The following is a 20813-nucleotide window of genomic DNA, read 5'->3' on the forward strand; positions in this document are numbered from 1 at the left end:
CGCTGTCCGGGGGCCCGGAAGGCGGTCTTGCTCGCCGGGCCCGTGCTGCGTGGTGTGACGCTCGGAGCGGTTGGCTTACTGGCAGCGATCATGCCAAAGGTGGAGCGGTTGGCCCACCCCTGTGGGCCAACCGCGATGATCTGTCGGCTTATGGGCCGTTGTTGGCGGATTCCGCTGTGGTGCGTGGGCGGGATGGTGCCCATGAGCCCGGCCCCGGCTCGTACGAGAGGCGTACGGGCCGGGGCCGGGTTCACGCGTCCGCGGCCGGGGGGTGGTCGGCCGGGGCGGGGCGGGGCTCAGCCCGTTTGCGGCCGTACGACCCACTCACCTCGGCGCATCACGCCCACCAGCGCGAACTGCTCATCGAGCACCACCAGGTCCGCGTCCTTGCCCGGCTCAAGGGAGCCGGTGCGCTCAGCGAGGCCAAGCACGCGGGCGGGGGTGGTGGACAGGGCGCGTACCGTCTGCTCGACGGACAGCTCATCGACGGTGACCGCGCGCCGGAACACCTGGTCGAGGGTGAGCGTGGAGCCCGCGATGGAGCCCGCTGTGGGGCCGTCGCTGATGCGCGCCACCCCCTCCTTGACCTCGACCTGCATCGGGCCCAGCGGGTAGGTGCCGTCCGCCATGCCGGCCGCGCCCATCGCGTCGGTGATGAACGCGACGCGGTCGGCGCCCGCGCTGCGGAAGGCCAACTCCAAGGTGGCCGGGTGCAGATGGGTGCCGTCGTTGATCAGCTCGACGGTGATCCGCTCGTCCTCCAGGAGGGCGGCCACCGGGCCCGGCGCGCGATGCAGCAGCGAGGGCATCGCGTTGAAGAGGTGGGTCGCCACGCTCGCACCGGCGGCGATGGCCTCGTGCGTCGCGTCGTACGTCGAGTCCGTGTGCCCCACGGCCGCGATGACCCCACAGTCCACGAGCAGCCGCACCGAGTCCAGGCCGCCGGGCAGCTCCGGAGCCAGCGTCATCATCTTCGCCGTGCCGCGCGCCGCGTCGATCAGCTTGCGCACATCGGCCGGGTCCGGGTCGCGCAGCAGCGTCGGCTCGTGTGCCCCGCAGCGGTGCGGCGAGATGAACGGGCCCTCGAAGTGGACGCCGGCCAACTCGCCCTGCTGGACCAGCTCGGACAGGGTCTGTGCCTGCTGGGCGAGCTCGTCCAGGTCGCCGGTGACGGTGGAGGCGAGCATGGTGGTGCTGCCATGCCGCCGGTGCGTGTCGATGACCCGTAGCGCCTCGTCCGCGGTGCCGGACGAGAACGAGGCGCCTCCGCCGCCGTGCACATGCATGTCCACGAAGCCGGGCACGATCCAGTGCCCGGTCAGGTCGAGGTGGCGCGCGCCATCGGCTGCCGGCGTGCCCTGGGCGGCTGCCCCTGGCCCGGCGTCCGGGGCCACCGTGCCAGGGCTGGCCGCCCCGGCGGTGACGATGCGGTCGCCCTCGACCGTCACCACTGCGGACTCGACGACTCCGGTCGGCAGGACGACGCGGGCGCCCGCGAGAACTGTTCGTTCGGCCATCAGGCGGATACCTCCGTAGCGAGAAGATCCCAGGCGAGCAGACCCGCGCCCAGGCAACCGGCGGTGTCCCCGAGGGCCGCCGGGACGATATCGGGGAGCTGTTGGAACGTGACCCGCTCGGCCACCGCCGCGCGCAGCGGCACGAACAGCGTGTCGCGGGCCTCGGCGAGCCCGCCGCCGATGATCAGCAGACGCGGGTCGAGCAGGGTGATGGCGACGACGAGCCCATCGGCGAGCGCGTCCACGGCGTCCTGCCACACCGCGAGCGCGCGCGGGTCGCGCGACTCGACGGCCTTCGCGCAGTCGGCGGCGTCCGCCTCCGGATCGCCCACGGCCGCCGCCCATGCGCGGCTGACCGCGGAGGCGGAGGCGAGAGTCTCCAGGCAGCCGCGTTGGCGGCAGCCGCAGATCGGGCCGCCGGGGCGCACCACGATGTGCCCGATCTCGCCGGCGTAGCCGTGCGCTCCGGACTCGACGCGGCCGTCAATGCCAATCGCCCCGGCGATGCCGGTGCCCAGCGGTATGAACAGGAAGCGGTCCGTGCCCTCACCTGCGCCGATGCGCCCCTCGGCGAGGCCGCCGGTGCGCACGTCGTGGCCCAGGGCGACCGGTATGCCGTCGAGGCGCTCGGAGAGCAGGGCGCGCATCGGCACGTCGCGCCAGCCCAGGTTGGCCGCGTACACCGCGATCCCGTCCGCGTCGTTGACGATGCCGGGCACGGCGACGCCGGCCGCCGCAGCGCACTCGCCGTACTGCTCGCTGCCGATCGCGCGGAGCTCGGCCGCGAAATCAAGGATTCCGGCTACTACGGCGTCGGGTCCGCGCTCGCGTTCCGTTGGCCGCCGGGCGGTGTGCAGCAGCTCGCCCGCCGCCCCGACCAGGGCGGCCTTCATTCCGGTGCCGCCCACATCCAGGGCGATGACGTGTTTCACGCGGGCTAGTCTCGCGCGCTTTCCCACTAGAGGTCTAGGCCACTTCCCGATCGCGGAGTGTCGCGTTGCGGTTACTCGGGTTCGCTCGGGGCTTATCCGAGGCTTATCCGGGGCTTGTTCGGACCTCCGTGAGACTCCCTGTGTGGCGAGCGGGGTCGCCGTCGGGGCCGGCCGCTGCGCTGCGTAGTCGTGTCGTGGCGGGCGCGGGGGCGCGTGTGGCGGCACACGAGGGACGCGGAGGTGGGGCGGCCGGTTGTGAGACCGCACACGGTGGCGGGGCAGGGCGCCGGAATGGCCCGTGTATCACCCCGTATGGACTTGCGTGATGGTCGGTTATGCGGCGGGTGCGCCCGGTCGGCGAGCGGGGTCGTGCTTACGCTGAACGGGTCCTGGCGGTATCACTTCGCAGCCGTACATCGTGGGCGCCCTAGCTGATGCAGATGACACCCAGGTGACTACAGGTGATACCGAAGCGAGACCAGGTGTGGTGTAGACCTTAGAGGGGGCGGCGGGGGAGACTCGCAACTCGTGTCGGAGAGTGACACTCCGGCAGATTCCGGCGGATGTTGAGAGCGCGAGGGTGGGTACTGGTTGTGCAGCGGCGGCGGTTCTTGAGTCTGACAGCGGCAGGGGCTGCGACAGCGACGATGGCCCCTACGCTCACCGCCTGTGGCAGCGGCTCGGGCTCAGATGATGTGCGGCTCAAACTGGTCGCGGCCGACTACGGCGACACCAGCGCCAACAGCTCCCTGAACTACTGGGGCGACCTGGCCCGCGCGTTCGAGACGAAGAACAGCGGCATCAAGATCGACGTCAGTGTTTACGCCTGGGCCGAGATCGATAAAAAGGTCGCCGAGATGATCGAGGCCGGCGACACCCCGGACCTGGTCCAGTTCGGCACCTACGCGGACTTCGCCGCCGCCGGCAAGCTCTACCGAGCCGACCAACTCCTGTCCATCCCCACCCAAGCCTCGTTCGTCTCCTCCATCGCGCACGCGGGCGAGGTGAAGCGCGTGCAGTACGCCATGCCCTTCGCCGCCAGCTCCCGGCTGCTCTTCTACAACAAGAAGCTCTTCGACCAGGCGGGCATCTTCGAGCCACCCACCGACTGGGACGAACTCCAGGCCGCGGCCGGCAAGCTCAAGGAAGCCGGGGTGAAGATCCCGTACGCGCTGCCGCTGGGCCGCGAGGAGGCCCAGGCCGAAACCCTGATGTGGCTGCTCAGCGGCGGCGGTGGCTACACCGATGGCAACAGCAGCTACACGCTCGACTCGCAGGAGAACGTCGAGACCCTGGAGTGGCTGCGCGACGAACTGGTCGGCAAGGGCCTCATCGGGCCGCGCCCACCGGGCCGGGTCAACCGCCAGGACGCCTTCAACGCCTTCACTCGCGGCGAGGTCGGCATGCTCAACGGCCACCCGACGCTGATGCAGCAGGCCACCGGGCACCGCATCGACTACCGCGTCGCGCCGCTGCCCGGGCGCAACGGCCCATCCCAGTCCACCATGGGCGTGGCCGACTGGATGATGGCCTTCAAGGAGAACGGCCACCGCGAGCAGATAGGTCGCTTCCTCGACTTCGTCTACAGCGAGCGCAACGTCGTGGGATTCGCCGGAAAGTACCGGCTGCCCCCGGTGACCGTGCAGGCCTCAGCGGCCATGCGCCGCGATGACAAGTACAAGGACCTGTGGCAGTTCCTCGACGGTCTGGACACCGCGCAGTTTTACCCCTTCGACAAGACCTCTTGGACCAAGGTGTACGAGTCCATCCGCGAAAAGGTGGGCGACATGGTCATGAAGGGCAGCGACCCGGCGACGGTGCTCGGCGAGATCCAGCGCCAGGCCGAAGCCACGGAGAACGCGGCGCGTTAGGTTGGGCAGCGTGACACAGCCCGCCGAGCCCGACCCCACCTCGAACGGCTCCCCCTCCGATTCCGGCCCCCTCTCGAACGACCCGGCTGGCTCCGCCACGGTGGACTCCGCCGCGGACGGCTCGGCTGCGGATGGCGGCGGTGGTGCCGCCGCCACGCATGGGCTTTCCGAGCGGGATCTGGCCGTGCTGGCCGCGGAGCGGCGCGGCTGGCCGGGGCCCGGCGCAAAGGAGCGGGCGATTCGGGAGCGGCTCGGCATCTCGCCCACCCGCTACTACCAGCTGCTCAACGCCCTGCTCGACGACCCGCGCGCCCTGCGGCACGACCCTGTGACGGTCAACCGCCTCCGCCGCATACGCGAAGCCCGCCGCGCGCGTCGCTGACGGCCCTGCGGTCCCATCGGCGCTGCCGGCCCTATCGGCTGTGGTGGCTGTGGTGGCTGTGGTGGCTGTGGTGGCTGTGTTGGTCGTGTTGGTCGTGTTGCGCCCATCAGTCCCACCGGCAGTCCCACGAGCGGCCCCGTTTGCAGCCCCACTGGCCGGCTCGCCCCGCGCCAGCCGGCCGGTATCCGCCGTTTCGCCGCACCGGCTCCGGCGTGGCCGGCCGGCCCCGGTATGGTCGCCGCATGGGCATCCCCGTCCCCTCCACCGCCGCGGGCCGCGATGGCCTCGCCGCGCTCCTTGAGCGACCCGAACGGGCCGTCATCGCACTCGACTTCGACGGCACGCTCGCCGAGATCGTGCCCGACCCGGATCAGGCCCGCGCCCACCCCGCCGCCGTGCCCGCGCTGGCCGCGATCGCGCCGCTGGTCGGCACGGTCCTCGTCCTCACCGGCCGCCCGGCCGGGGTCGCGGTCCGCTACGGCGGCTTCGCCGACGTGCCAGGGCTTGAACACCTCGTCGTACTCGGCCACTACGGCGCCGAGCGTTGGGACGCGGCCAGCGGCGCACTACACACCCCCGAGCCCCATCCGGGCGTGGCCGCCGCGCGGGCCGAGCTGCCCGACGTACTTCGCGCGACCGTTGCCGCGCAGGGCGCCTCGCTGGAGGACAAGGGGCGCGCCATCGCCGTCCACACCCGCCGGGCCACCGATCCGCAGGCAGCGTTCGATGCGCTCCGCGCGCCCCTGCACGCGCTCGCCGCCCGGCACGCACTCATCGTGGAACCAGGCCGCCTCGTGCTAGAGCTGCGCCCGCCCGGCATGGACAAGGGCGTGGCGCTCGCACAGTTCGTACGGGATGTGAACGCGGAGACCGTGTTGTACGCGGGCGATGACCTGGGCGACCTCGCGGCCTTCGGGACCGTGGAACAGCGCAGGTCAAACGGCCAGCCGGGGCTTTTGGTGTGCAGTGGGAGCGCGGAGGTCACCGAGTTGGCGGACCGGGCCGACCTGGTGGTGGAAGGCCCGCGCGGCGTGATCGACCTGCTGTCGGCCCTGGCGGGCGCACTGCGCTGACCCGCGCGGGCGTCTCGCGTCGCGCGGGCGCCGCGCGCCCCGGCGCCTTCGGCCAGCCTTGGCGTTGGTCAGCCGCGGCCCCCAGCCGGAGCCGGGGGCCGCGCGAGCTAGCCGCCCAGCGCCCGCAACTGGGCCAGGAACCATGCCTGGGGTGGCAGGGCCGTGGCCGCTGCCGCCAGCCGCTTTGTACGCTCGGCGCGCTCGCCCCGGTCCATCAGCAGTGCCTCGTGCAGCGCGCGTGCCGTCGCCTCGATGTCGTACGGGTTGACCGTCAGTGCGTCATCGGCCAGTTCGGCGTATGCCCCGGCCTCCCGCGAAAGGACCAGCACACAGCCCTCTTCCGAGACGACCGGAACCTCCTTGGCCACCAGGTTCATGCCGTCCCTGATCGGGTTGACCAGCGCCACATCGGCGATCCGATACGCGGCGAGGGAGCGCGCGAAGTCGTCCTTGACGTGCAGCACCATCGGCTGCCAGCCCGCCGTTGCGAACGTGTCGTTGATCTGGTCGGCGACCCGCTGCACCTCCGCGGTGTACTCCCGGTACACCGCGAGGTCCTGCCGCGAGGGGTAGGCGAAGGCGACGTGCACGACCCGCTCGCGCCACTCGGGATGGTCCGTGAGCAGTCGCCGGTAGGCGTGGAGGCCGCGCACGATGTTCTTGGACAACTCCGTACGGTCCACGCGGACGATGACCTTCCGCCTACCAGCGGCCTCCGCACCGCTGTTCGGTCCGCCGCTGTTCGGTTGGCCGCCTGTCGTGGGTTGGCCGTCGATCTGCTCGCGAAGCGCGCTACGGCGTTCCTCGACATCATCGGCCCACGACCGGCTACGGAGAAACTCCGCGTCCGCGCCCAGACCGTGCACCCCAAGCCGCGTCGTCCGCCCGTCCAGGGTGACGGCGAACTCGCCCGTCTCCTCATGCCGCGTGACGCGCGCGCCGAGCACCCGTACGCAGCAATCCGCGAACGCCTCGGCCCAGCGTGCGGTCAAGAACCCCGCGCGGTCGCCGCCGAGAATGCCGCGCAACACGGCCTCGGCGATGTCATCCGGCAGTAGCCGGTAGTAGTCCGGCGGGGCCCACGGCGTGTGTGAGAAGTGGCCAATGCGCAGGTCGGGGCGGCGCTCGCGGAGCAGCGCGGGGACCAGCGTCAGGTGGTAGTCCTGCACCAGGACGATCGCGCCCGGCGCCGCCTCGCGTGCGAGCGCGTCAGCGAACGCGGCGTTGTACGTCTCGTAGGCGGCCCACTCCCGTCGAAACGCGTCATCAAAAACAGGCTCAAAAGGCGTCTGGTACAGCAGATGGTGGATGAACCACAGCACGGAGTTGGCGACGCCGTTGTACGCGGCGGCGAAGACCTCCGGCTCGATGTCCAGCATCCGAACCCGCTGGCCACCGCTGTCGGCGGTGTCGAGCAGCGCACCGGCCTGACCGCCGGGGTTCGGGTCGCCCTGGCGGTGTGCGGTCGGTGGTTGGCTGCGGGCCGCGGCCTGCCGGACCGCTTCGCGGTCGCCGTCGCCGAGTGCGGCGCAGACCCACACCGCGTTCGCGTCGGCGCCGATCGCGGAGAGGCCGGAGACCAGCCCGCCGCCGCCGCGCTTGGCGGTCAAGGCGGGTGGCTTGTCGGGGGCGCCGGCTTCCGGTGTTCGCAAGGGCGAACGCGCTGACGGCGACGCCAGCGCATAGGAAACGGGACCGCGGTTCGACGCGACCAGGACCTGGGCGCCAGGCGCTGGGTCAGCACCTGGCACGCGGTCGGCGGCGTCCTGCTCAGAGTGCGCGGAGACCATGTCGCGAGCCTAGCCAGTGCCGGAACCGATCAAACGTACGGACGCGTCACATTCCACCCGCTCGGACCGCTCCCGCTGCGCTGCCTTCGGGTTGCACGCTGATGCCGCGGATGGCGTCGGTTACGCCGCCCAGCGCTCCGCGTACTCCTGGATTTCGATCATCGGGGGCCGCTCCTCGGTGTCCACGGTGTGGGTGCGGGGCTCGAAGCCACCGTCCGCGCCGCGCGCGAACTGGGTGAGTCGCGGACGGATCAAGTGGCCCCGAGTGAGCCGGAGTTGGGCCGTACGGTAGATCGCCGCCGCCATCCGGCCGAGCGCCTGGCCGTCCTGGTGGCGATGCTTGCGTACGCCGACGTCCACCTGTGCGAGCGCATCGAGCCCCACCGTGTGCAGGGCGTCCACCAGCAGGCCGAGTTCCACGCCGTAGCCGACCGGAAACGGCAGCCGCTCAAGGAGCGCACGGCGCGCCGCGTACTCGCCGCCCAGTGGCTGGACGAAGCCGGCGAGCTGGGGCCAGTGGAGGTTGAGCAGTGGCCGCGCGACCAGCTCGGTCACCCGGCCGCCCTGTCCGATGGGCCCGATCCCGCCCACCGCGCTGTCACTCGCGGCAGCGGCAGCGGCACCATTCGTACTAGCTACCGCACCGGCACCGTCTACACCGGCACCGGCACCGTTTTCGGGTGGGCTGCCGCTGTCCAGCGGGTACAGCGGTCGGTCGTACATCGCCTTCACCAACTGTGTCTCCGGGTGCGTCAGCAGCGGGCCGACGATCCCCGAGACGAAGGCGGAGGAGAAATCTCGCAGGTCAGCGTCCACAAAGCACACGATGTCGCCGCTGGTGGCCAGGAGTGACCGCCACAGCACCTCGCCCTTGCCCGGCACGGCCGGTATCCGAGGAAGCAGGCTGTCGCGGTGCACCACGCGCGCCCCCGCGGCGCCGGCGACCGCGGCCGTACGGTCCGTCGAGCCGGAGTCGAGCACCACCAGCTCATCGACCAGCGGCGCGGCCAGCATCAGGTCCCGGCGGATGGCGGCGACGATGGCACCGACCGTCGCCTCCTCGTTGAGCGCGGGCAGCACCACGCTGACGCTGTTCCCGCCGGCTCGCTTCGCCGCGAGGAGTTGGTCGAGCGACGGTCGGTCGGCAGCGGACCAAGACCGGCTGCTCAGCCAGCGCTCCACCTCTTCCAGCACCTGCGTGACTCCTTTGCGCGCCGAGCGGCGCTCGATGTTACGTTCATCTCGTGGTTCGGACGCCCCTCTCGGGCGTCCCAACCTTCAGTTACAGTCTTGAACAACGCGGATGGCCCTCGCATGCCGGGGTCATCTCGCAAACAAACGCCTGGCTCCAAGGAGCCGGTGCCATACCGCTCATCCAGAGGGGCAGAGGGATACGGCCCGTTGAAGCCCCGGCAACCCTCCAGCCGGTTTCTCGCTCCGCGAGGCTCCCGGTGGGGAAGGTGCCAATTCCGTCTCGTGGCGAAATGCGTCGCGGGGAAGATGAGGAGAAAGGGCCTCGCCTCCATGGCTGTGCAAGTCACTGAAAGCCCCAAGGGCACCGCTGTTCCCACCGCCCCGGTCACGCCCGCCGCGTCGGGTCCGGTGGATCTTGGTCCCGCCGCCGCCCTGTCCTGCCGCGAGTGCGGTCAGCGCTTTGACCTCGGACCGATCTTCGCCTGTGCGGAGTGTTTCGGGCCGCTGGAGGTGGCGTACGACCTGCCGACCGGCGACCCGCATGCGTTGCGCCAGCGCATCGAGGCCGGCCCGAACAACATCTGGCGGTACGCCCCGCTGCTGCCGGTGCCCGCGGACGTTGCGGCCAAGCCCAACCTGAACCCCGGCCTCACCAAGCTCGTCCAAGCCGACCGGCTCGCCCGTGAGCTCGGCGTCACCGGCGGCCTGTACGTCAAGGACGACTCGGGCAACCCCACGCACTCCTTCAAGGACCGGGTCGTGGCCATCGCCGTCGAGGCGGCCCGCGCCTTCGGCTTCACCACCCTGTCCTGCTCGTCAACTGGCAACCTGGCCGGCGCGGTTGGCGCCGCAGCCGCCCGGGCGGGCTTTCGCTCCTGCGTGTTCATCCCGCATGACCTGGAGGCGGGCAAGGTCGTCATGGCCGCGGTCTACGGTGGCGAACTGGTCGGCATCGAGGGCACGTACGACGACGTCAACCGGTTCTGTAGCGAGCTGATCGGCGACCCGCTGGGCGAGGGCTGGGGCTTCGTCAACGTCAATCTGCGCCCGTACTACGGCGAGGGCTCCAAGACGCTCGCGTACGAGATCTGCGAACAGCTCGGTTGGGAGATCCCGGACCAGATCGTCATTCCGGTCGCCTCCGGATCGCAGCTCACGAAGATCGACAAGGGTCTGAAGGAGCTGATCAAGCTCGGCCTGGTCGAGGACAAGCCGTACAAGATCTTCGGCGCGCAGGCCGAGGGCTGCTCGCCGGTCTCCCGCGCCTTCAAGGACGGGCATGATGTCGTACGGCCGGTGAAGCCCGACACCATCGCCAAGTCGCTGGCCATCGGAAATCCGGCTGACGGCCCGTATGTGCTGGACATCGCGCGGCGTACCGGGGGAGCGGTCGAGGACGTCAACGACGAGCAGGTGGTCGAGGCGATCAAGCTCCTGGCCCGTACGGAAGGCATTTTCGCGGAGACGGCGGGCGGGGTGACGGTCGGCGTCACGCGAAAGCTCATCGAGTCCGGGCAGCTCGACCCGACCCTGACGACCGTCGTCCTCAACACCGGTGATGGCTTGAAGACGCTGGACGCCGTGGCACCCACGACGGGGCCCACGGCGACGATCAAGCCGAGCATCGACGCGTTTCGCGCGGCGGGCCTGGCGAGCTGACGTCAGCCACTGGCGCCACCGCAAGCGCCTGAGTAGCAAGCGATCAGTACGCGACAGCAAGCTTCCACCCCAGCTCTTTCATGAAGGTGATACCCCCTATGAGCGTCAACGTTCGCATTCCGACCATTCTGCGCACCTACACCGGCGGCAAGGCCGAGGTCAGCGCCGAGGGTGCGACCCTCGGCGAGGTGCTGGCGGACCTGGAGAAGAGCCACCAGGGCATCGCCGCGCGGGTGCTTGACGATGAGGGAAAGCTGCGCCGCTTTGTCAACGTGTACGTCAACGATGACGATGTGCGCTTCGACAACGGGCTTGAGACGGCGACGCCTGACGGTGCCGGCATTTCGATCATTCCGGCGGTCGCCGGAGGCTGACCGGTTCGTTCCGCTTCGCCAGATGGCTGAATTGCCCCGTCCGCAGGAAATTCGGACGGGGCAATTCCGCTTTAAGAACCGGGATACAGTTGGGCTTGATCCCCCCTCGCTTCCCACGGGCATGTGCGCCGAGCGCATAGTGGGAACCCGTCAAAATGCGCGTGAAATGTGGACATGATTTGTCGGGTTGATCCCGCCATGTCCGGCCCGACTTGACCAGCAATCACCGGAAATCTCCCTGTGGCGCCTATGAGGCATGCCCAGAATTCTCGTCCGATTGACCTGTTGCTCTGGGCATCTGGGCAGATACATTCAGCGGCGGTCAACGCGTTCCGGCGCACGCCCCTCGGGGTTCCCCATGCCGAAGGTAAGGGGTTTCTCGTGGGGTGAGGTCTGACCCGGGTCCGCGGAGTGCGGTCCTGCGCAAGGGCCAGCAATAGGGGAGTTAGGAATGGCTCAGGGCACCGTCAAGTGGTTCAACGCGGAGAAGGGGTACGGCTTCATCGCGGTCGACGGTGGTGCGGACGTGTTCGTCCACTACAGCGCGATCCAGATGGACGGTTACCGCACCCTTGAGGAAGGCCAGCGGGTCGAGTTCGAGATCTCGCAGGGCCAGAAGGGACCGCAGGCGGACATGGTCCGTGTGGCCGGCTGAGCGCCGACCGACTGCGCGCGAATGAAGGGCCCGCACCCTCGGCAGGGGGGTGCGGGCCCTTCGCGTGTCCGGTCGGTGGCTGCCGTGGACTCGTGGCGGGCTGGGGCGTAAGTGGGAGAAGGCTGGTGTGCCGGCATGTAAGGGCAGGTGCCAGGGTCGTGGCCGGCACGCATACGGCTGGAGCACGGCGAGGGCCGCGCTGGGACGCGACAAGGGCCGCGCTGGGACGCGGCAAGGGCCGCGCTGGGGAGGGGCGGGGGATGTGCGGGCCCTGCGGGGGCGTCGAGAGGTTCCTGGCCGCCCGGTGGCTGCGTCTCGGCGTTTCCTCGCATTGCGAGTGCGTACGGCGATGTACCGGGAGATGCGGGTGACGTAGAACTCCAGCGTCGGCAGCACCGCCGCCCCCTCCCGACTCGCTGACGCTCCTGCGGAGCGGCCCCGCGCCCCCTCTGTTACCGCTTCTGTCACCGCTAGGGGAGCCCCCGCCCGACCACCGCCCCTCATCGATACACCTGCGGAGCGGCCCCGGTTTTGTGCGTCCCCGACCACCGCCCCTCATCGACGCTCCTGCGGAGCGGCCCCGGATTCGTGCGTCCCCGACCACCCCCCCCTCATCGACGCTCCTGCGGAGCGGCCTTGCACTCTCGGGGGTCGAGTGCTAATTATTGGCGTTAGCACTCTGATGTCGAGAGTGACAGCAGGACCGGGTCGGTGAGGCCCGCAGGCCAAGCGGGGCAAGGAACCGCATGGCAGGCAGGCCGTCCGTCGCGGGCGCCGCGCGCGGTCCGGAGTATCCACCCTCCCCCAGCCACAGGCCGGGGGGACCCCCAGTCCTGGGAGGACCACTTCACATGGCCAAGATCATCGCGTTCGACGAGGAGGCACGGCGCGGTCTCGAGCGCGGGATGAACCAGCTCGCCGACGCCGTCCGGGTCACCCTCGGTCCCAAGGGCCGTAACGTCGTCCTTGAGAAGAAGTGGGGCGCGCCCACGATCACCAACGATGGTGTGTCCATCGCCAAGGAGATCGAGCTCGAAGACCCGTTTGAGAAGATCGGTGCTGAGCTGGTCAAGGAGGTCGCGAAGAAGACGGACGACGTCGCCGGTGACGGCACGACGACCGCGACTGTCCTGGCCCAGGCCCTGGTCAAGGAGGGCCTGCGGAACGTCGCCGCGGGTGCCAACCCGATGGCCCTCAAGCGCGGCATCGAGCGTGCCGTCGAGGCCGTTTCCGCTCAGCTTCTTGAGCAGGCCAAGGACGTGGAGACCAAGGAGCAGATCGCTTCCACTGCTTCCATCTCCGCCGCCGACACCCAGATCGGCGAGCTCATCGCCGAGGCGATGGACAAGGTCGGCAAGGAAGGCGTCATCACCGTTGAGGAGTCGCAGACCTTCGGCCTTGAGCTTGAGCTCACCGAGGGCATGCGCTTCGACAAGGGCTACATCTCCGCGTACTTCGCGACGGACATGGAGCGTATGGAGTCGTCCCTGGACGACCCGTACATCCTGATCGTCAACTCCAAGATCTCCGCGGTGAAGGACCTCCTTCCGCTGCTGGAGAAGGTCATGCAGTCCGGCAAGCCGCTGCTGATCATCGCGGAGGACGTCGAGGGCGAGGCGCTTTCCACGCTCGTCGTCAACAAGATTCGCGGCACCTTCAAGTCCGTTGCCGTCAAGGCCCCGGGCTTCGGCGACCGTCGTAAGGCCATGCTCGGCGACATTGCCATCCTCACCGGTGGCACGGTCATCTCCGAGGAGGTCGGCCTCAAGCTGGAGAACGCCGGTCTCGACCTGCTGGGTCGCGCCCGCAAGGTCGTCATCACCAAGGACGAGACCACCATCGTCGATGGTTCTGGCGAGAGCGACCAGGTCCAGGGCCGCGTCAACCAGATCCGCGCCGAGATTGAGAACTCGGACTCGGACTACGACCGCGAGAAGCTTCAGGAGCGCCTGGCGAAGCTGGCCGGCGGCGTGGCCGTCATCAAGGCCGGTGCCGCCACCGAGGTTGAGCTCAAGGAGCGTAAGCACCGCATCGAGGACGCGGTGCGTAACGCCAAGGCCGCCGTCGAGGAGGGCATTGTCGCCGGTGGCGGCGTCGCCCTGCTCCAGGCTGCCTCGGTCTTCGACAAGCTGGAGCTTGAGGGCGACGAGGCCACCGGTGCCCAGGCTGTGCGCCTGGCCCTGGAGGCCCCGCTCAAGCAGATCGCGGTCAACGCCGGCCTTGAGGGCGGCGTCGTGGTGGAGAAGGTACGCAACCTGACCCCGGGCCACGGCCTGAACGCTGCGACCGGCGAGTACGTTGACCTCGTCGCCGAGGGCATCATCGACCCGGCCAAGGTGACGCGCTCCGCGTTGCAGAACGCCGCGTCGATCGCCGCGCTGTTCCTCACCACCGAGGCCGTCATCGCTGACAAGCCGGAGAAGGCCGCTGCGGGCGGCGCTCCGGGCGGCATGCCGGGCGGTGACATGGACTTCTGATCCGCTCGCGGATCGGCTGTTCCTACGAACGAGGGCGGCACCCCCAGTGGGTGCCGCCCTCGGGCGCGTTCTGGCACGTTGTGCCGCATGCTGCGTGGGGGTGCGTGGGCGCGGGGGTACGCGGGGTGCGCCGGTGCGTAACGAGGCATTTGCGCGGGGGCCGCGGGCCGGGTGCGTATCAGGTGGTACGTGCGGCGCTGAGGGCCGCGCGGAGGTGGCCGTCAGCGGCGGTGAGTAGGCGATCGGCCGTTGGGGGGTCCACGTCCGTGAGCAGGGTGAGGATGGCGTTCTTCACCTCGCCGTCCGTGGCTGCCAGGGCCACCTCGATCGCCTCCTGCGGAGCGCCGGTGGCCAGCGCGACGATGCGGCGCGAGCGGGCCCGCAGCTTGTCGTTCGATGCGCGCACGTCCACCATCAGGTTTCCGTAGGTCTTACCCAGCCGGATCATGGTGATCGTCGAGATCATGTTGAGTACGAGCTTTTGCGCCGTGCCCGCCTTCAGCCGGGTGGAGCCGGTGAGCAGTTCGGGACCGACGACGACCTCGATGCCGTGCTCGGCCGCCGCCGCCAGCGCCGAGCCCGCGTTGCACGACAGGCCCACGGTCAGCGCGCCGCGGGCGCGGGCGTGCTCGACGGCGCCGATGGCGTACGGCGTACGCCCCGATGCCGAGACGCCGACGACGCAGTCCCGGTCGGCCAGCTCCAGTGCACGCAAGTCATCGGCGGCCAACTCCTTACTGTCCTCGGCGCCCTCCACCGAGGTCACCATCGCGGCGGGGCCGCCCGCGATCAGGCCGATGACCTCCTCCGGTCGCGTGTTGAAGGTTGGCGGGCACTCGCTCGCGTCCAAGACGCCGAGGCGGCCCGCGGTGCCCGCGCCCGCGTAGATCAGGCGGCCTCCACCGGCCATGCGGGCGGCGATGGCGTCGATTGCCGCCGCCACGCGCGGAAGCTGACCGGCGATGGCGGTGGGAACGGTGGTGTCCTCGCCGTTCATCAGTCGGGCGATGGCGAGCGTGTCGAGCTGATCGATCTCCGCGAGTTCGGGCCGGAACGCCTCGGTGGTGAGGATGTCGAGCTGGGCTCGAAGTTGCTCGGATGGGTGCCGGTGCTTGTGCTGTTGTTCCTGTTGTTCTCGTTGTTTCTGTTGCTCTGGTTGCTCTGGTTGCTCTGGTTGCTCTGGTTGTTGTGGCTGTTGTGGCTGTTGTGGCTGTTCGGGTTGTCCGTCGTCGGCGCTCGTGTTCATGGCGGCGATCTCTCTTGGTGCGGGTGCGGGTGCGGGTCCAGGGGTGGCGGTTGCGGCGGTTGCGGGGGCGGGTGCCGTGGGTGGGCGACGGTTCAGCGGGCCGGGCGGGGGTTGTGGCGATGGGCCAGTGCCTCGTACGAAGCAGACAGCGCCGGGGCCGCCGTTTCGTAAGTGTGCTGCGCTACGCCGATGAACAGGCAGTCCACCACGAGGAGTTGGCTCGTACGGCTGGACATCGCCGCCGGTCGCAGCTCGCTCTCGCGGGCGGTGGACGTGGTCAGCACCAGATCCGCGTACTGCGTGACTTCGCCGTCCGGATGGCCGGTGATCGCCACCGTCGTCGCACCCCGGTCGAAGGCCGTACGCAGGGGCTCGATGACGTCGGTGGTGCGTCCGGAGTGGGTGATGGCGATGGCCACGTCTCCCGGTCGCAACTGCACAGCGTTGGTGACGGCGAGATGGGGGTCCGTGTGGGCGTGCGCGATGAGTCCGATGCGCAGCAACTTCTGGGCCAGGTCCTGGCCTACCAGGCTGGAGGCACCGACGCCGTACACATCGGTGCGTCGGGCGGCGACCAGCGCCGCCACGGCCGCATCGAGCTGACCGGTGTCCAAGGTGGCGGCGGTGTCCGCCAGGCACTGCTGTTCTTCCTGCGCCAGCTTGGCCACGACGTCGGCAATCGGGTCATCGACCGTGATGTCGGCGGTTACGGCGGGTGCGTGGCCGGCCGCCTGATGGGCGGCGAGCGCGGCGAGGGCCAGACGCAGATCGCGGTAGCCGGGGTAGCCGAGGAGGCGTGAGGCGCGCACCACGGTGGCCTCGCTGGTGCCGGTGCGCTCCGCGAGGCCCGTGACGGTGAGCGCGGCGCAGCCGGCGGGGTCGGCGGCGACCGTTTCGGCGACCCGTTGCATGGAGCGGGTCATGGACGGAGCCAGGGTGCGCACCTTGGCCATCAGGGCGGCCGGAGCCGGGGGCGTGGCAACGCCGGGGACACCGTAGAAAGTTTCCTTCAGCTTGCTGCTCACCCTGTGAAAGGTATTTTCAGCCGTGGCGGGCGTCAACCCTCGGTGAGCCTGACAATGGGGGTATGGAGCTCGAAAAGACACTGCACATGGCGCGGGCACTGGTGCTCGCGGACCTGTCGGCGGGAGATGTGGCGCGCGCGGACGTGGTCTCGCTCGTGGAGGACGCGGTGGCGCACCGGCGGTGGTGGGTGGAGCAGTGGCCGCAGGGAGCGCAGTTCGTGACGGGCCTGGTGGCCCAGGACGTACAAGACGCACTGCTCGAACGGTACGGGCGGTGGCCGCTGTGTCCGGTGTGCGTGGGAGAGGGCGACCCGCACGCGCTGGAGGTGGAGCCCGAGTTGGGCGCCGACCCGCACTGGGTGTGCGCGAAGACCGCCGTTGCGGTGGCCCGGGTGGGGACGCTCGGCGCGGTCGGGGCGGCCGGTGGCGGCGGTGGAAGCAGCGGAAGCGGTGGCGGCGGTGGCGGCGGCCAGGGTCGCGGGCACGAGAGTGAGAGCGAGCACTGATGGCCGTGTATATCGACCCACCGGTCTGGCCTGGCCACGGGCGCATGTGGTCACACCTGGTGAGCGATGTCTCGTACGAGGAACTGCACGCCTTCGCCGAGCGCATCGAAGCCCCGCGTCGCAGCTTCGACCAGGACCATTACGACGTGCCCTCCGCCAGCTACGCGCTCGCGGTGGAACTCGGTGCGATCGAGGTGGGCAGCAAGGAACTCGTCCAGCGGCTCACGCAGGCGGGGCTGCGGCGGCCCCGGCAGACGGCGGGTGACTCGACGACGCAGAGCGACGACAGCTTGGGTGGCCCGGGATCGGCGGGCGGGGCCGCCCCGTAGATCACCCGTCAATCACCCGTGCGTCACCCCCGGGGCCGCGGGGGTGGGCCGGCGCCGGGGCCGGGCGCGCAGCGGGTGGTGAGTCAAACACGGCGATTCAGGCGACGGATCAGGCGACGGATCAGGCGGCGAATCGGGCGGCGAATCGGGCGGCGAACCGGGCGATGGATCAGTCGACGGATCAGGTGGTCGCGCAGGACTCCCGCGCTTCGGCCTGGGCTTGGGTCGGGACGCTGTCGTGCGGCGATGAGCCGGCCACCACGAGCGTGGTGGGCGCCGGGGCCGGAGTCTGCTGGTGGATGCGGGAGGCGATGGCCGTCATGCCGACCGCGAGCGCGGCCAGCGCGGCGGCGGTCCAGGCGACGGCCGGATAGCCCCAGCCCGCGCCGATGACCAGGCCGCCCAGCCAGGGGCCGAGCGTGTTGCCGATGTTGAAAGCGGAGGTCGTGGTGGCCCCGGCGAGGTTCGGCGCGGCGCCCGCGACGTTGAACATCCGGGCATTGAGCGCGGGCGCGGTGGTGAAGGCCGTGACGCCGAGGAGCAGGGCCAGGGTGACGACGGCGATGGGCTGGTGGGCGGTGAGCGCGAGGACCGTGAGCACGATGGTGGAGGCCGTGATGCCGGCGTAGATGGTGCCGAAGAGGTGCGCGTCCGCTATGCGTCCGCCGATGGCGGTGCCCACCAGGGCGCCGACGCCGAACAGGCCAAGGACGTAGGGCACCCAGCTCTCCTTCATGCCGGCCGTCTCGGTGAGTAGCGGCGCGAGGTAGGAGAAGAGCGCGAAGACGGCGGCGCCGTTCAGCGCCGTGGTGATGAGGGCCAGCCAGACCTGCCGGTCGCGGTAGATGAGCAGTTCCCTGCGCAGCGAGGGCCGGTCGGCGCCGGTGGCGGGCTTGGTACTCGGGACCAGTGCAATGACGCCGACGAGCCCGAGCACGGAGAGCCCGGCCACCGCCCAAAAGGCGGAGCGCCAGCCCGCGTGCTGGCCGAGGAAGGCCCCGGCGGGGACGCCCGCGATGTTGGCGACGCTCAGCCCGCCGACCATCACGGCCATCGCCCGCGCCCGCGCGGTAATGGGCACCAGCGAGACGGCCACCGCGGCGCCCACCGCCCAGAACCCGGCGCAGGCGAGCGCGCTGATCACCCGGGAGACGAACAACACGTTGTACGAGGGGGCGACGGCGCCGGCTACCTGGCCGAGGCCGAAGATGGTGAGCAGGGCGATCAGGGTCGTACGGCGGGGCAGCCGCAGCGTCGCGGCGGCGAGCACCGGCGCACCGACGACCATGCCGACCGCGAATGCGGAGACCAGCAGTCCGGCCTTGGGAATGGAGACGCCCAGGTCACGGGCGAGCGGTTGGAGCAGCCCGGACAACATGAACTCGGAAGTACCAAGTGCAAATACGGACAAACCCAACACATAGACCGCAATCGGCATCCGCTGGGTGGTGGCGGGGGAGTCCGTGCTGGTGGGTGTGGGGGTGCGCGGAGAAGTGGGATGAGTGGGGGCGGGCATGACAGGCATGAACAGATCTATGGCACCTGACATTCCCGCTGTGCGGCAGCTACCTGGCGTTCTTCGCTTCGACGTGCCGCCGCCCTGGATCTGTGACGCGCGGCCGACCGGGCGGCGGTGCTGCCGTGGAGCCGGCGGGGCGGGTTACGCGGAGAGGAGGTCGAGTTCGGTGGCGAGGTTGCGGCGGGCTAGGTGCTCCCAGCGGCCGTACCCGGTGGGGGTCTTGAACAGCCGCTCCAGCGCGAGGAGTTGACGCAGTACGTCGGCGCGCCCGGCGCGGAACGTGTCATCGGGGACGAAGGCGTACTCCTCGCGAATCGCCGCCGCGTAGGCCGCGTACTCCCGGGGCCCTGCGGCCAAGATGGCGAGATCCGCGTCGCATAGCGTCGCGCCGTTGTGGTCTCCCTCACCCGCATCGTGGCTGATGGTCAGCCGCACGAGCCGGGCCACCTCAGCGGTCTTGGCCTCCGATACGCCGGCCTCCGACAGTGCGCGCTCGGCGAGCCGGGCGCTGCGCTCCTCGTTGGTGGAGCGGTTCGGGAGATAGACGGCGTCATGGAACCAGGCGGCGAGCCGTACCGCGGCGGGGTCATCGGCGTGATGGGCCAGTTCATCGACGCGATCGAGTACGTGGATGAGGTGGTCGATGGTGTGGTACCGCCGCTGCGGCTCGGCCCAGCGGGCGAGGAGGTTGCGGGCGTATGGAAGCGGGCTGGGGTGGCACGCGCCGTCGCGTGCGCTGTTGAGCAGGTGCGTCCAGTGCGAGAGGAGCGCGTCGGTTCCGCGATGCGCGGGCGCCGCCGGAGCGCGCGCGGCGGGAGAGTCAGGATCGCTGGGCTCGGTGAGGCCGGTTTGCTCCGTGGGATCGACAGGCCGGCTGGGCTCGGTGGGGTCAACGGGAGCGGTGGGGTCGGTGCGTCCGGCGCGTCCGATGGGGGACGTATCGGAGTGAGGCGGGCGCTCTGGGCCGGTCGGGTGGGATGGAGAGACGGGCATAAGCCAATTGTGAGGTACACCTTCCGGTCCTGGCCGGGCGTATGGCAGGCTTCGCTATATGTCTAGACCAATTCTTGAGGTGATCGCCCTCGGCGTGGACGACGCGGTCGCGGCCGAGGCCGGAGGGGCTGACCGTCTCGAACTGGTCACCGACATGGCGGCCGATGGGCTGACTCCCACGCTTGCCGCATTCGGTGCAATCCGGGCCGCTGTCGGCATCCCGCTACGGGTGATGTTGCGGGCCGAGGACGGCTTCGCGGCAGGCGGGGCGACCGAGGTGGCCGCGCTCTGCGCGAGCGCGCGGGCGCTGCGGGCGGAAGGGGCGGAAGAGTTCGTCTTCGGCTTCCTCAACGACGCCGGCCAGCCGGACCTCGCGACCGTACGCGCCCTGGCCGAGGCCATCGAGGGCGCGCCATGGACCTTTCACCGCGCCATCGACCGGGCCGCCGACCGCGACCTAGCCCGAAAGCGTCTGGCCGGGTTGCCCGGCCTCGACACGTACCTAACGGCGGGAGCCGCAGCGGGCGTGGACGCCGGGCTGCCGACCCTCCAGGGCGAGGCGGCGCGCGGTGCGACGGGCGAACCCGGGTACGCATCGCGCATCCTCGTCGGCGGCGGCCTGCGCCTCGACCACCTGCCCGCACTGCGCGCGGCGGGCATCGACGCCTTCCACATCGGCGGCGCGGCCCGCCCGCGAGGCTGGGCCGGGCCGGTGAACGCGGAGGCGGTCGCCGAGTGGCGGGTGGCGCTGGATGCGCCGGTGGGCGTCGCTGGCTGAATGACGCTGAGCGACCGCGCGCCGGGCCGCCGCGGCCGAAGCGGACCATTGCGGCGCCGCCTACACACGCCGGCCCGGCCGCGACCGGGCTGGGCCGAAGTCGCTTCGCTATCAGCCGTACCAGTGCTCCATCAATTCGCACACGGCATGCAGCAGCACGGCCTTCCGAGGAGCGTCCGCATTGCTGCTGGATATGTGCTCGTGCAGGGCCTCAAGTCGGGCGAGAGCGTGCACATCGCCCTCCTGCATTTCATCGACCGACGACGGTGAGACGACGGCGAAATACGCACGCAAAAGCGCGCGAGTTGCTGCGTCGCTTTGCGTTTCGGCGGCCTCAGCTCGTCGCCGCCGAGCCATAGCCAGTCGGAGCTCCCCGATGTCACACGCGCGCACTCTTCGCGCCCTTCGGCGTTCCGGTAGCTCCCCACGGCCACGCACGAGCCGCTGAGCGAGAAGCGAGGAATGTGAGTCACGATGTTCTCGTGCAGTGTGA

Annotated in this window: 19 protein-coding genes and 1 riboswitch; of the genes, 10 read left to right on the forward strand and 9 right to left on the reverse strand. The window is 70.2% G+C overall.

Features of this window, described 5'->3' with window-relative positions:
- Positions 1 to 296: 296 nt before the first annotated feature.
- Entirely contained in the window at positions 297 to 1517 is a 1221-nt protein-coding gene (gene nagA / locus FHS42_RS07450; RefSeq protein ID WP_184570087.1) for an N-acetylglucosamine-6-phosphate deacetylase, read from the reverse strand.
- A complete protein-coding gene (locus tag FHS42_RS07455; protein ID WP_184570089.1) occupies positions 1517 to 2449 on the reverse strand; it encodes an ROK family protein in 933 nt (310 codons plus the stop codon). The genes nagA and FHS42_RS07455 overlap by 1 nt, the downstream gene beginning before the upstream one ends.
- A gap of 647 nt (positions 2450 to 3096) precedes the next feature.
- Between FHS42_RS07455 and FHS42_RS07460 the strand changes: the two genes are divergently transcribed.
- The 3 genes from FHS42_RS07460 to otsB all read left to right on the forward strand — a co-directional run bounded on the left by FHS42_RS07460 (position 3097) and on the right by otsB (position 5775).
- A complete protein-coding gene (locus tag FHS42_RS07460) occupies positions 3097 to 4320 on the forward strand; it encodes an extracellular solute-binding protein (RefSeq protein ID WP_246494362.1) in 1224 nt (407 codons plus the stop codon).
- A gap of 10 nt (positions 4321 to 4330) precedes the next feature.
- On the forward strand, positions 4331 to 4702 hold the full coding sequence (locus FHS42_RS38115; protein ID WP_376772542.1) for a DUF3263 domain-containing protein: 372 nt from the start codon (positions 4331 to 4333) through the stop codon (positions 4700 to 4702).
- A 242-nt stretch (positions 4703 to 4944) separates the two neighbouring features.
- The gene (gene otsB, locus FHS42_RS07470) at positions 4945 to 5775 is read left to right on the forward strand and encodes a trehalose-phosphatase (protein ID WP_184570098.1); all 831 of its coding nucleotides are present in this window, start codon (positions 4945 to 4947) and stop codon (positions 5773 to 5775) included.
- Positions 5776 to 5882: 107 nt separating this feature from the next.
- Here otsB and FHS42_RS07475 read toward each other — a convergent pair whose 3' ends face one another.
- The gene (locus tag FHS42_RS07475) at positions 5883 to 7565 is read right to left on the reverse strand and encodes an alpha,alpha-trehalose-phosphate synthase (UDP-forming) (protein ID WP_184570100.1); all 1683 of its coding nucleotides are present in this window, start codon (positions 7563 to 7565) and stop codon (positions 5883 to 5885) included.
- Positions 7566 to 7685: 120 nt separating this feature from the next.
- Positions 7686 to 8759: a glucosyl-3-phosphoglycerate synthase gene (locus FHS42_RS07480; protein ID WP_184570102.1), complete on the reverse strand. Its 1074-nt coding sequence runs from the start codon at positions 8757 to 8759 to the stop codon at positions 7686 to 7688.
- A gap of 174 nt (positions 8760 to 8933) precedes the next feature.
- A riboswitch (SAM riboswitch) is annotated at positions 8934 to 9072 on the forward strand.
- 17 nt (positions 9073 to 9089) lie between these two features.
- Here FHS42_RS07480 and thrC point away from each other — a divergent pair.
- From thrC to groL, 4 genes are all read left to right on the forward strand, one after another.
- Entirely contained in the window at positions 9090 to 10418 is a 1329-nt protein-coding gene (gene thrC, locus FHS42_RS07485; RefSeq protein ID WP_184570104.1) for a threonine synthase, read from the forward strand.
- A 98-nt stretch (positions 10419 to 10516) separates the two neighbouring features.
- Positions 10517 to 10792: a ubiquitin-like small modifier protein 1 gene (locus FHS42_RS07490; RefSeq protein WP_184570106.1), complete on the forward strand. Its 276-nt coding sequence runs from the start codon at positions 10517 to 10519 to the stop codon at positions 10790 to 10792.
- Positions 10793 to 11243: 451 nt separating this feature from the next.
- A complete protein-coding gene (locus tag FHS42_RS07495) occupies positions 11244 to 11447 on the forward strand; it encodes a cold-shock protein (protein ID WP_003986833.1) in 204 nt (67 codons plus the stop codon).
- Positions 11448 to 12298: 851 nt separating this feature from the next.
- Positions 12299 to 13924, forward strand: coding sequence for a chaperonin GroEL (groL, locus tag FHS42_RS07500; RefSeq protein ID WP_184570108.1), 1626 nt, complete (start codon positions 12299 to 12301; stop codon positions 13922 to 13924).
- A gap of 178 nt (positions 13925 to 14102) precedes the next feature.
- Here the strand turns inward: groL and murQ are convergent, their stop codons facing one another.
- Both murQ and FHS42_RS07510 read right to left on the reverse strand, forming a co-directional pair.
- On the reverse strand, positions 14103 to 15170 hold the full coding sequence (gene murQ / locus FHS42_RS07505) for an N-acetylmuramic acid 6-phosphate etherase (protein WP_184570110.1): 1068 nt from the start codon (positions 15168 to 15170) through the stop codon (positions 14103 to 14105).
- A 92-nt stretch (positions 15171 to 15262) separates the two neighbouring features.
- Positions 15263 to 16195 (reverse strand): MurR/RpiR family transcriptional regulator, encoded by a 933-nt coding sequence (locus tag FHS42_RS07510; protein WP_184570112.1) that lies wholly within the window; start codon positions 16193 to 16195, stop codon positions 15263 to 15265.
- Between the two features lie 62 nt (positions 16196 to 16257).
- Between FHS42_RS07510 and FHS42_RS07515 the strand changes: the two genes are divergently transcribed.
- Together FHS42_RS07515 and FHS42_RS07520 are read left to right on the forward strand one after the other, a co-directional pair.
- The gene (locus tag FHS42_RS07515) at positions 16258 to 16701 is read left to right on the forward strand and encodes a DUF8819 family protein (RefSeq protein ID WP_184570114.1); all 444 of its coding nucleotides are present in this window, start codon (positions 16258 to 16260) and stop codon (positions 16699 to 16701) included.
- Positions 16701 to 17030, forward strand: coding sequence for a DUF4031 domain-containing protein (locus FHS42_RS07520; protein WP_184570116.1), 330 nt, complete (start codon positions 16701 to 16703; stop codon positions 17028 to 17030). Before FHS42_RS07515 ends, FHS42_RS07520 begins: the two co-directional genes overlap by 1 nt.
- A 181-nt stretch (positions 17031 to 17211) precedes the next feature.
- On the opposite strand, the gene FHS42_RS07525 is transcribed toward FHS42_RS07520, so the two are convergent.
- Both FHS42_RS07525 and FHS42_RS07530 read right to left on the reverse strand, forming a co-directional pair.
- Complete coding sequence (locus tag FHS42_RS07525) at positions 17212 to 18468, reverse strand: Cmx/CmrA family chloramphenicol efflux MFS transporter (protein ID WP_184570690.1); 1257 nt, start codon at positions 18466 to 18468, stop codon at positions 17212 to 17214.
- A gap of 222 nt (positions 18469 to 18690) precedes the next feature.
- A complete protein-coding gene (locus FHS42_RS07530; RefSeq protein WP_184570692.1) occupies positions 18691 to 19296 on the reverse strand; it encodes an HD domain-containing protein in 606 nt (201 codons plus the stop codon).
- Positions 19297 to 19600: 304 nt separating this feature from the next.
- Here FHS42_RS07530 and FHS42_RS07535 point away from each other — a divergent pair, with 304 nt between their 5' ends.
- Positions 19601 to 20320, forward strand: a complete 720-nt coding sequence (locus FHS42_RS07535; RefSeq protein WP_184570118.1) for a copper homeostasis protein CutC — start codon at positions 19601 to 19603, stop codon at positions 20318 to 20320.
- 111 nt (positions 20321 to 20431) lie between these two features.
- Here the strand turns inward: FHS42_RS07535 and FHS42_RS38120 are convergent, their stop codons facing one another.
- A complete protein-coding gene (locus FHS42_RS38120) occupies positions 20432 to 20554 on the reverse strand; it encodes a hypothetical protein (RefSeq protein ID WP_281392709.1) in 123 nt (40 codons plus the stop codon).
- Between the last annotated feature and the right edge of the window lie 259 nt (positions 20555 to 20813).

Origin of the sequence: Streptomyces zagrosensis, assembly GCF_014203645.1 — a bacterium.
In the GTDB taxonomy this organism is placed as follows: domain Bacteria; phylum Actinomycetota; class Actinomycetes; order Streptomycetales; family Streptomycetaceae; genus Streptomyces; species Streptomyces zagrosensis.

Excerpts from the sequence above, each read along its gene's own strand:
- nagA (WP_184570087.1), bottom strand. The coding sequence starts at position 1,517 with ATGGCCGAACGAACAGTTCTCGCGGGCGCCCGCGTCGTCCTGCCGACC.
- FHS42_RS07460 (WP_246494362.1), top strand. The coding sequence starts at position 3,097 with ATGGCCCCTACGCTCACCGCCTGTGGCAGCGGCTCGGGCTCAGATGAT.
- otsB (WP_184570098.1), top strand. The coding sequence starts at position 4,945 with ATGGGCATCCCCGTCCCCTCCACCGCCGCGGGCCGCGATGGCCTCGCC.
- FHS42_RS07475 (WP_184570100.1), bottom strand. The coding sequence starts at position 7,565 with ATGGTCTCCGCGCACTCTGAGCAGGACGCCGCCGACCGCGTGCCAGGT.
- thrC (WP_184570104.1), top strand. The coding sequence starts at position 9,090 with ATGGCTGTGCAAGTCACTGAAAGCCCCAAGGGCACCGCTGTTCCCACC.
- FHS42_RS07490 (WP_184570106.1), top strand. The coding sequence starts at position 10,517 with ATGAGCGTCAACGTTCGCATTCCGACCATTCTGCGCACCTACACCGGC.
- FHS42_RS07495 (WP_003986833.1), top strand. The coding sequence starts at position 11,244 with ATGGCTCAGGGCACCGTCAAGTGGTTCAACGCGGAGAAGGGGTACGGC.
- groL (WP_184570108.1), top strand. The coding sequence starts at position 12,299 with ATGGCCAAGATCATCGCGTTCGACGAGGAGGCACGGCGCGGTCTCGAG.
- murQ (WP_184570110.1), bottom strand. The coding sequence starts at position 15,170 with ATGAACACGAGCGCCGACGACGGACAACCCGAACAGCCACAACAGCCA.
- FHS42_RS07515 (WP_184570114.1), top strand. The coding sequence starts at position 16,258 with ATGGAGCTCGAAAAGACACTGCACATGGCGCGGGCACTGGTGCTCGCG.
- FHS42_RS07520 (WP_184570116.1), top strand. The coding sequence starts at position 16,701 with ATGGCCGTGTATATCGACCCACCGGTCTGGCCTGGCCACGGGCGCATG.
- FHS42_RS07525 (WP_184570690.1), bottom strand. The coding sequence starts at position 18,468 with ATGCCGATTGCGGTCTATGTGTTGGGTTTGTCCGTATTTGCACTTGGT.
- FHS42_RS07535 (WP_184570118.1), top strand. The coding sequence starts at position 19,601 with ATGTCTAGACCAATTCTTGAGGTGATCGCCCTCGGCGTGGACGACGCG.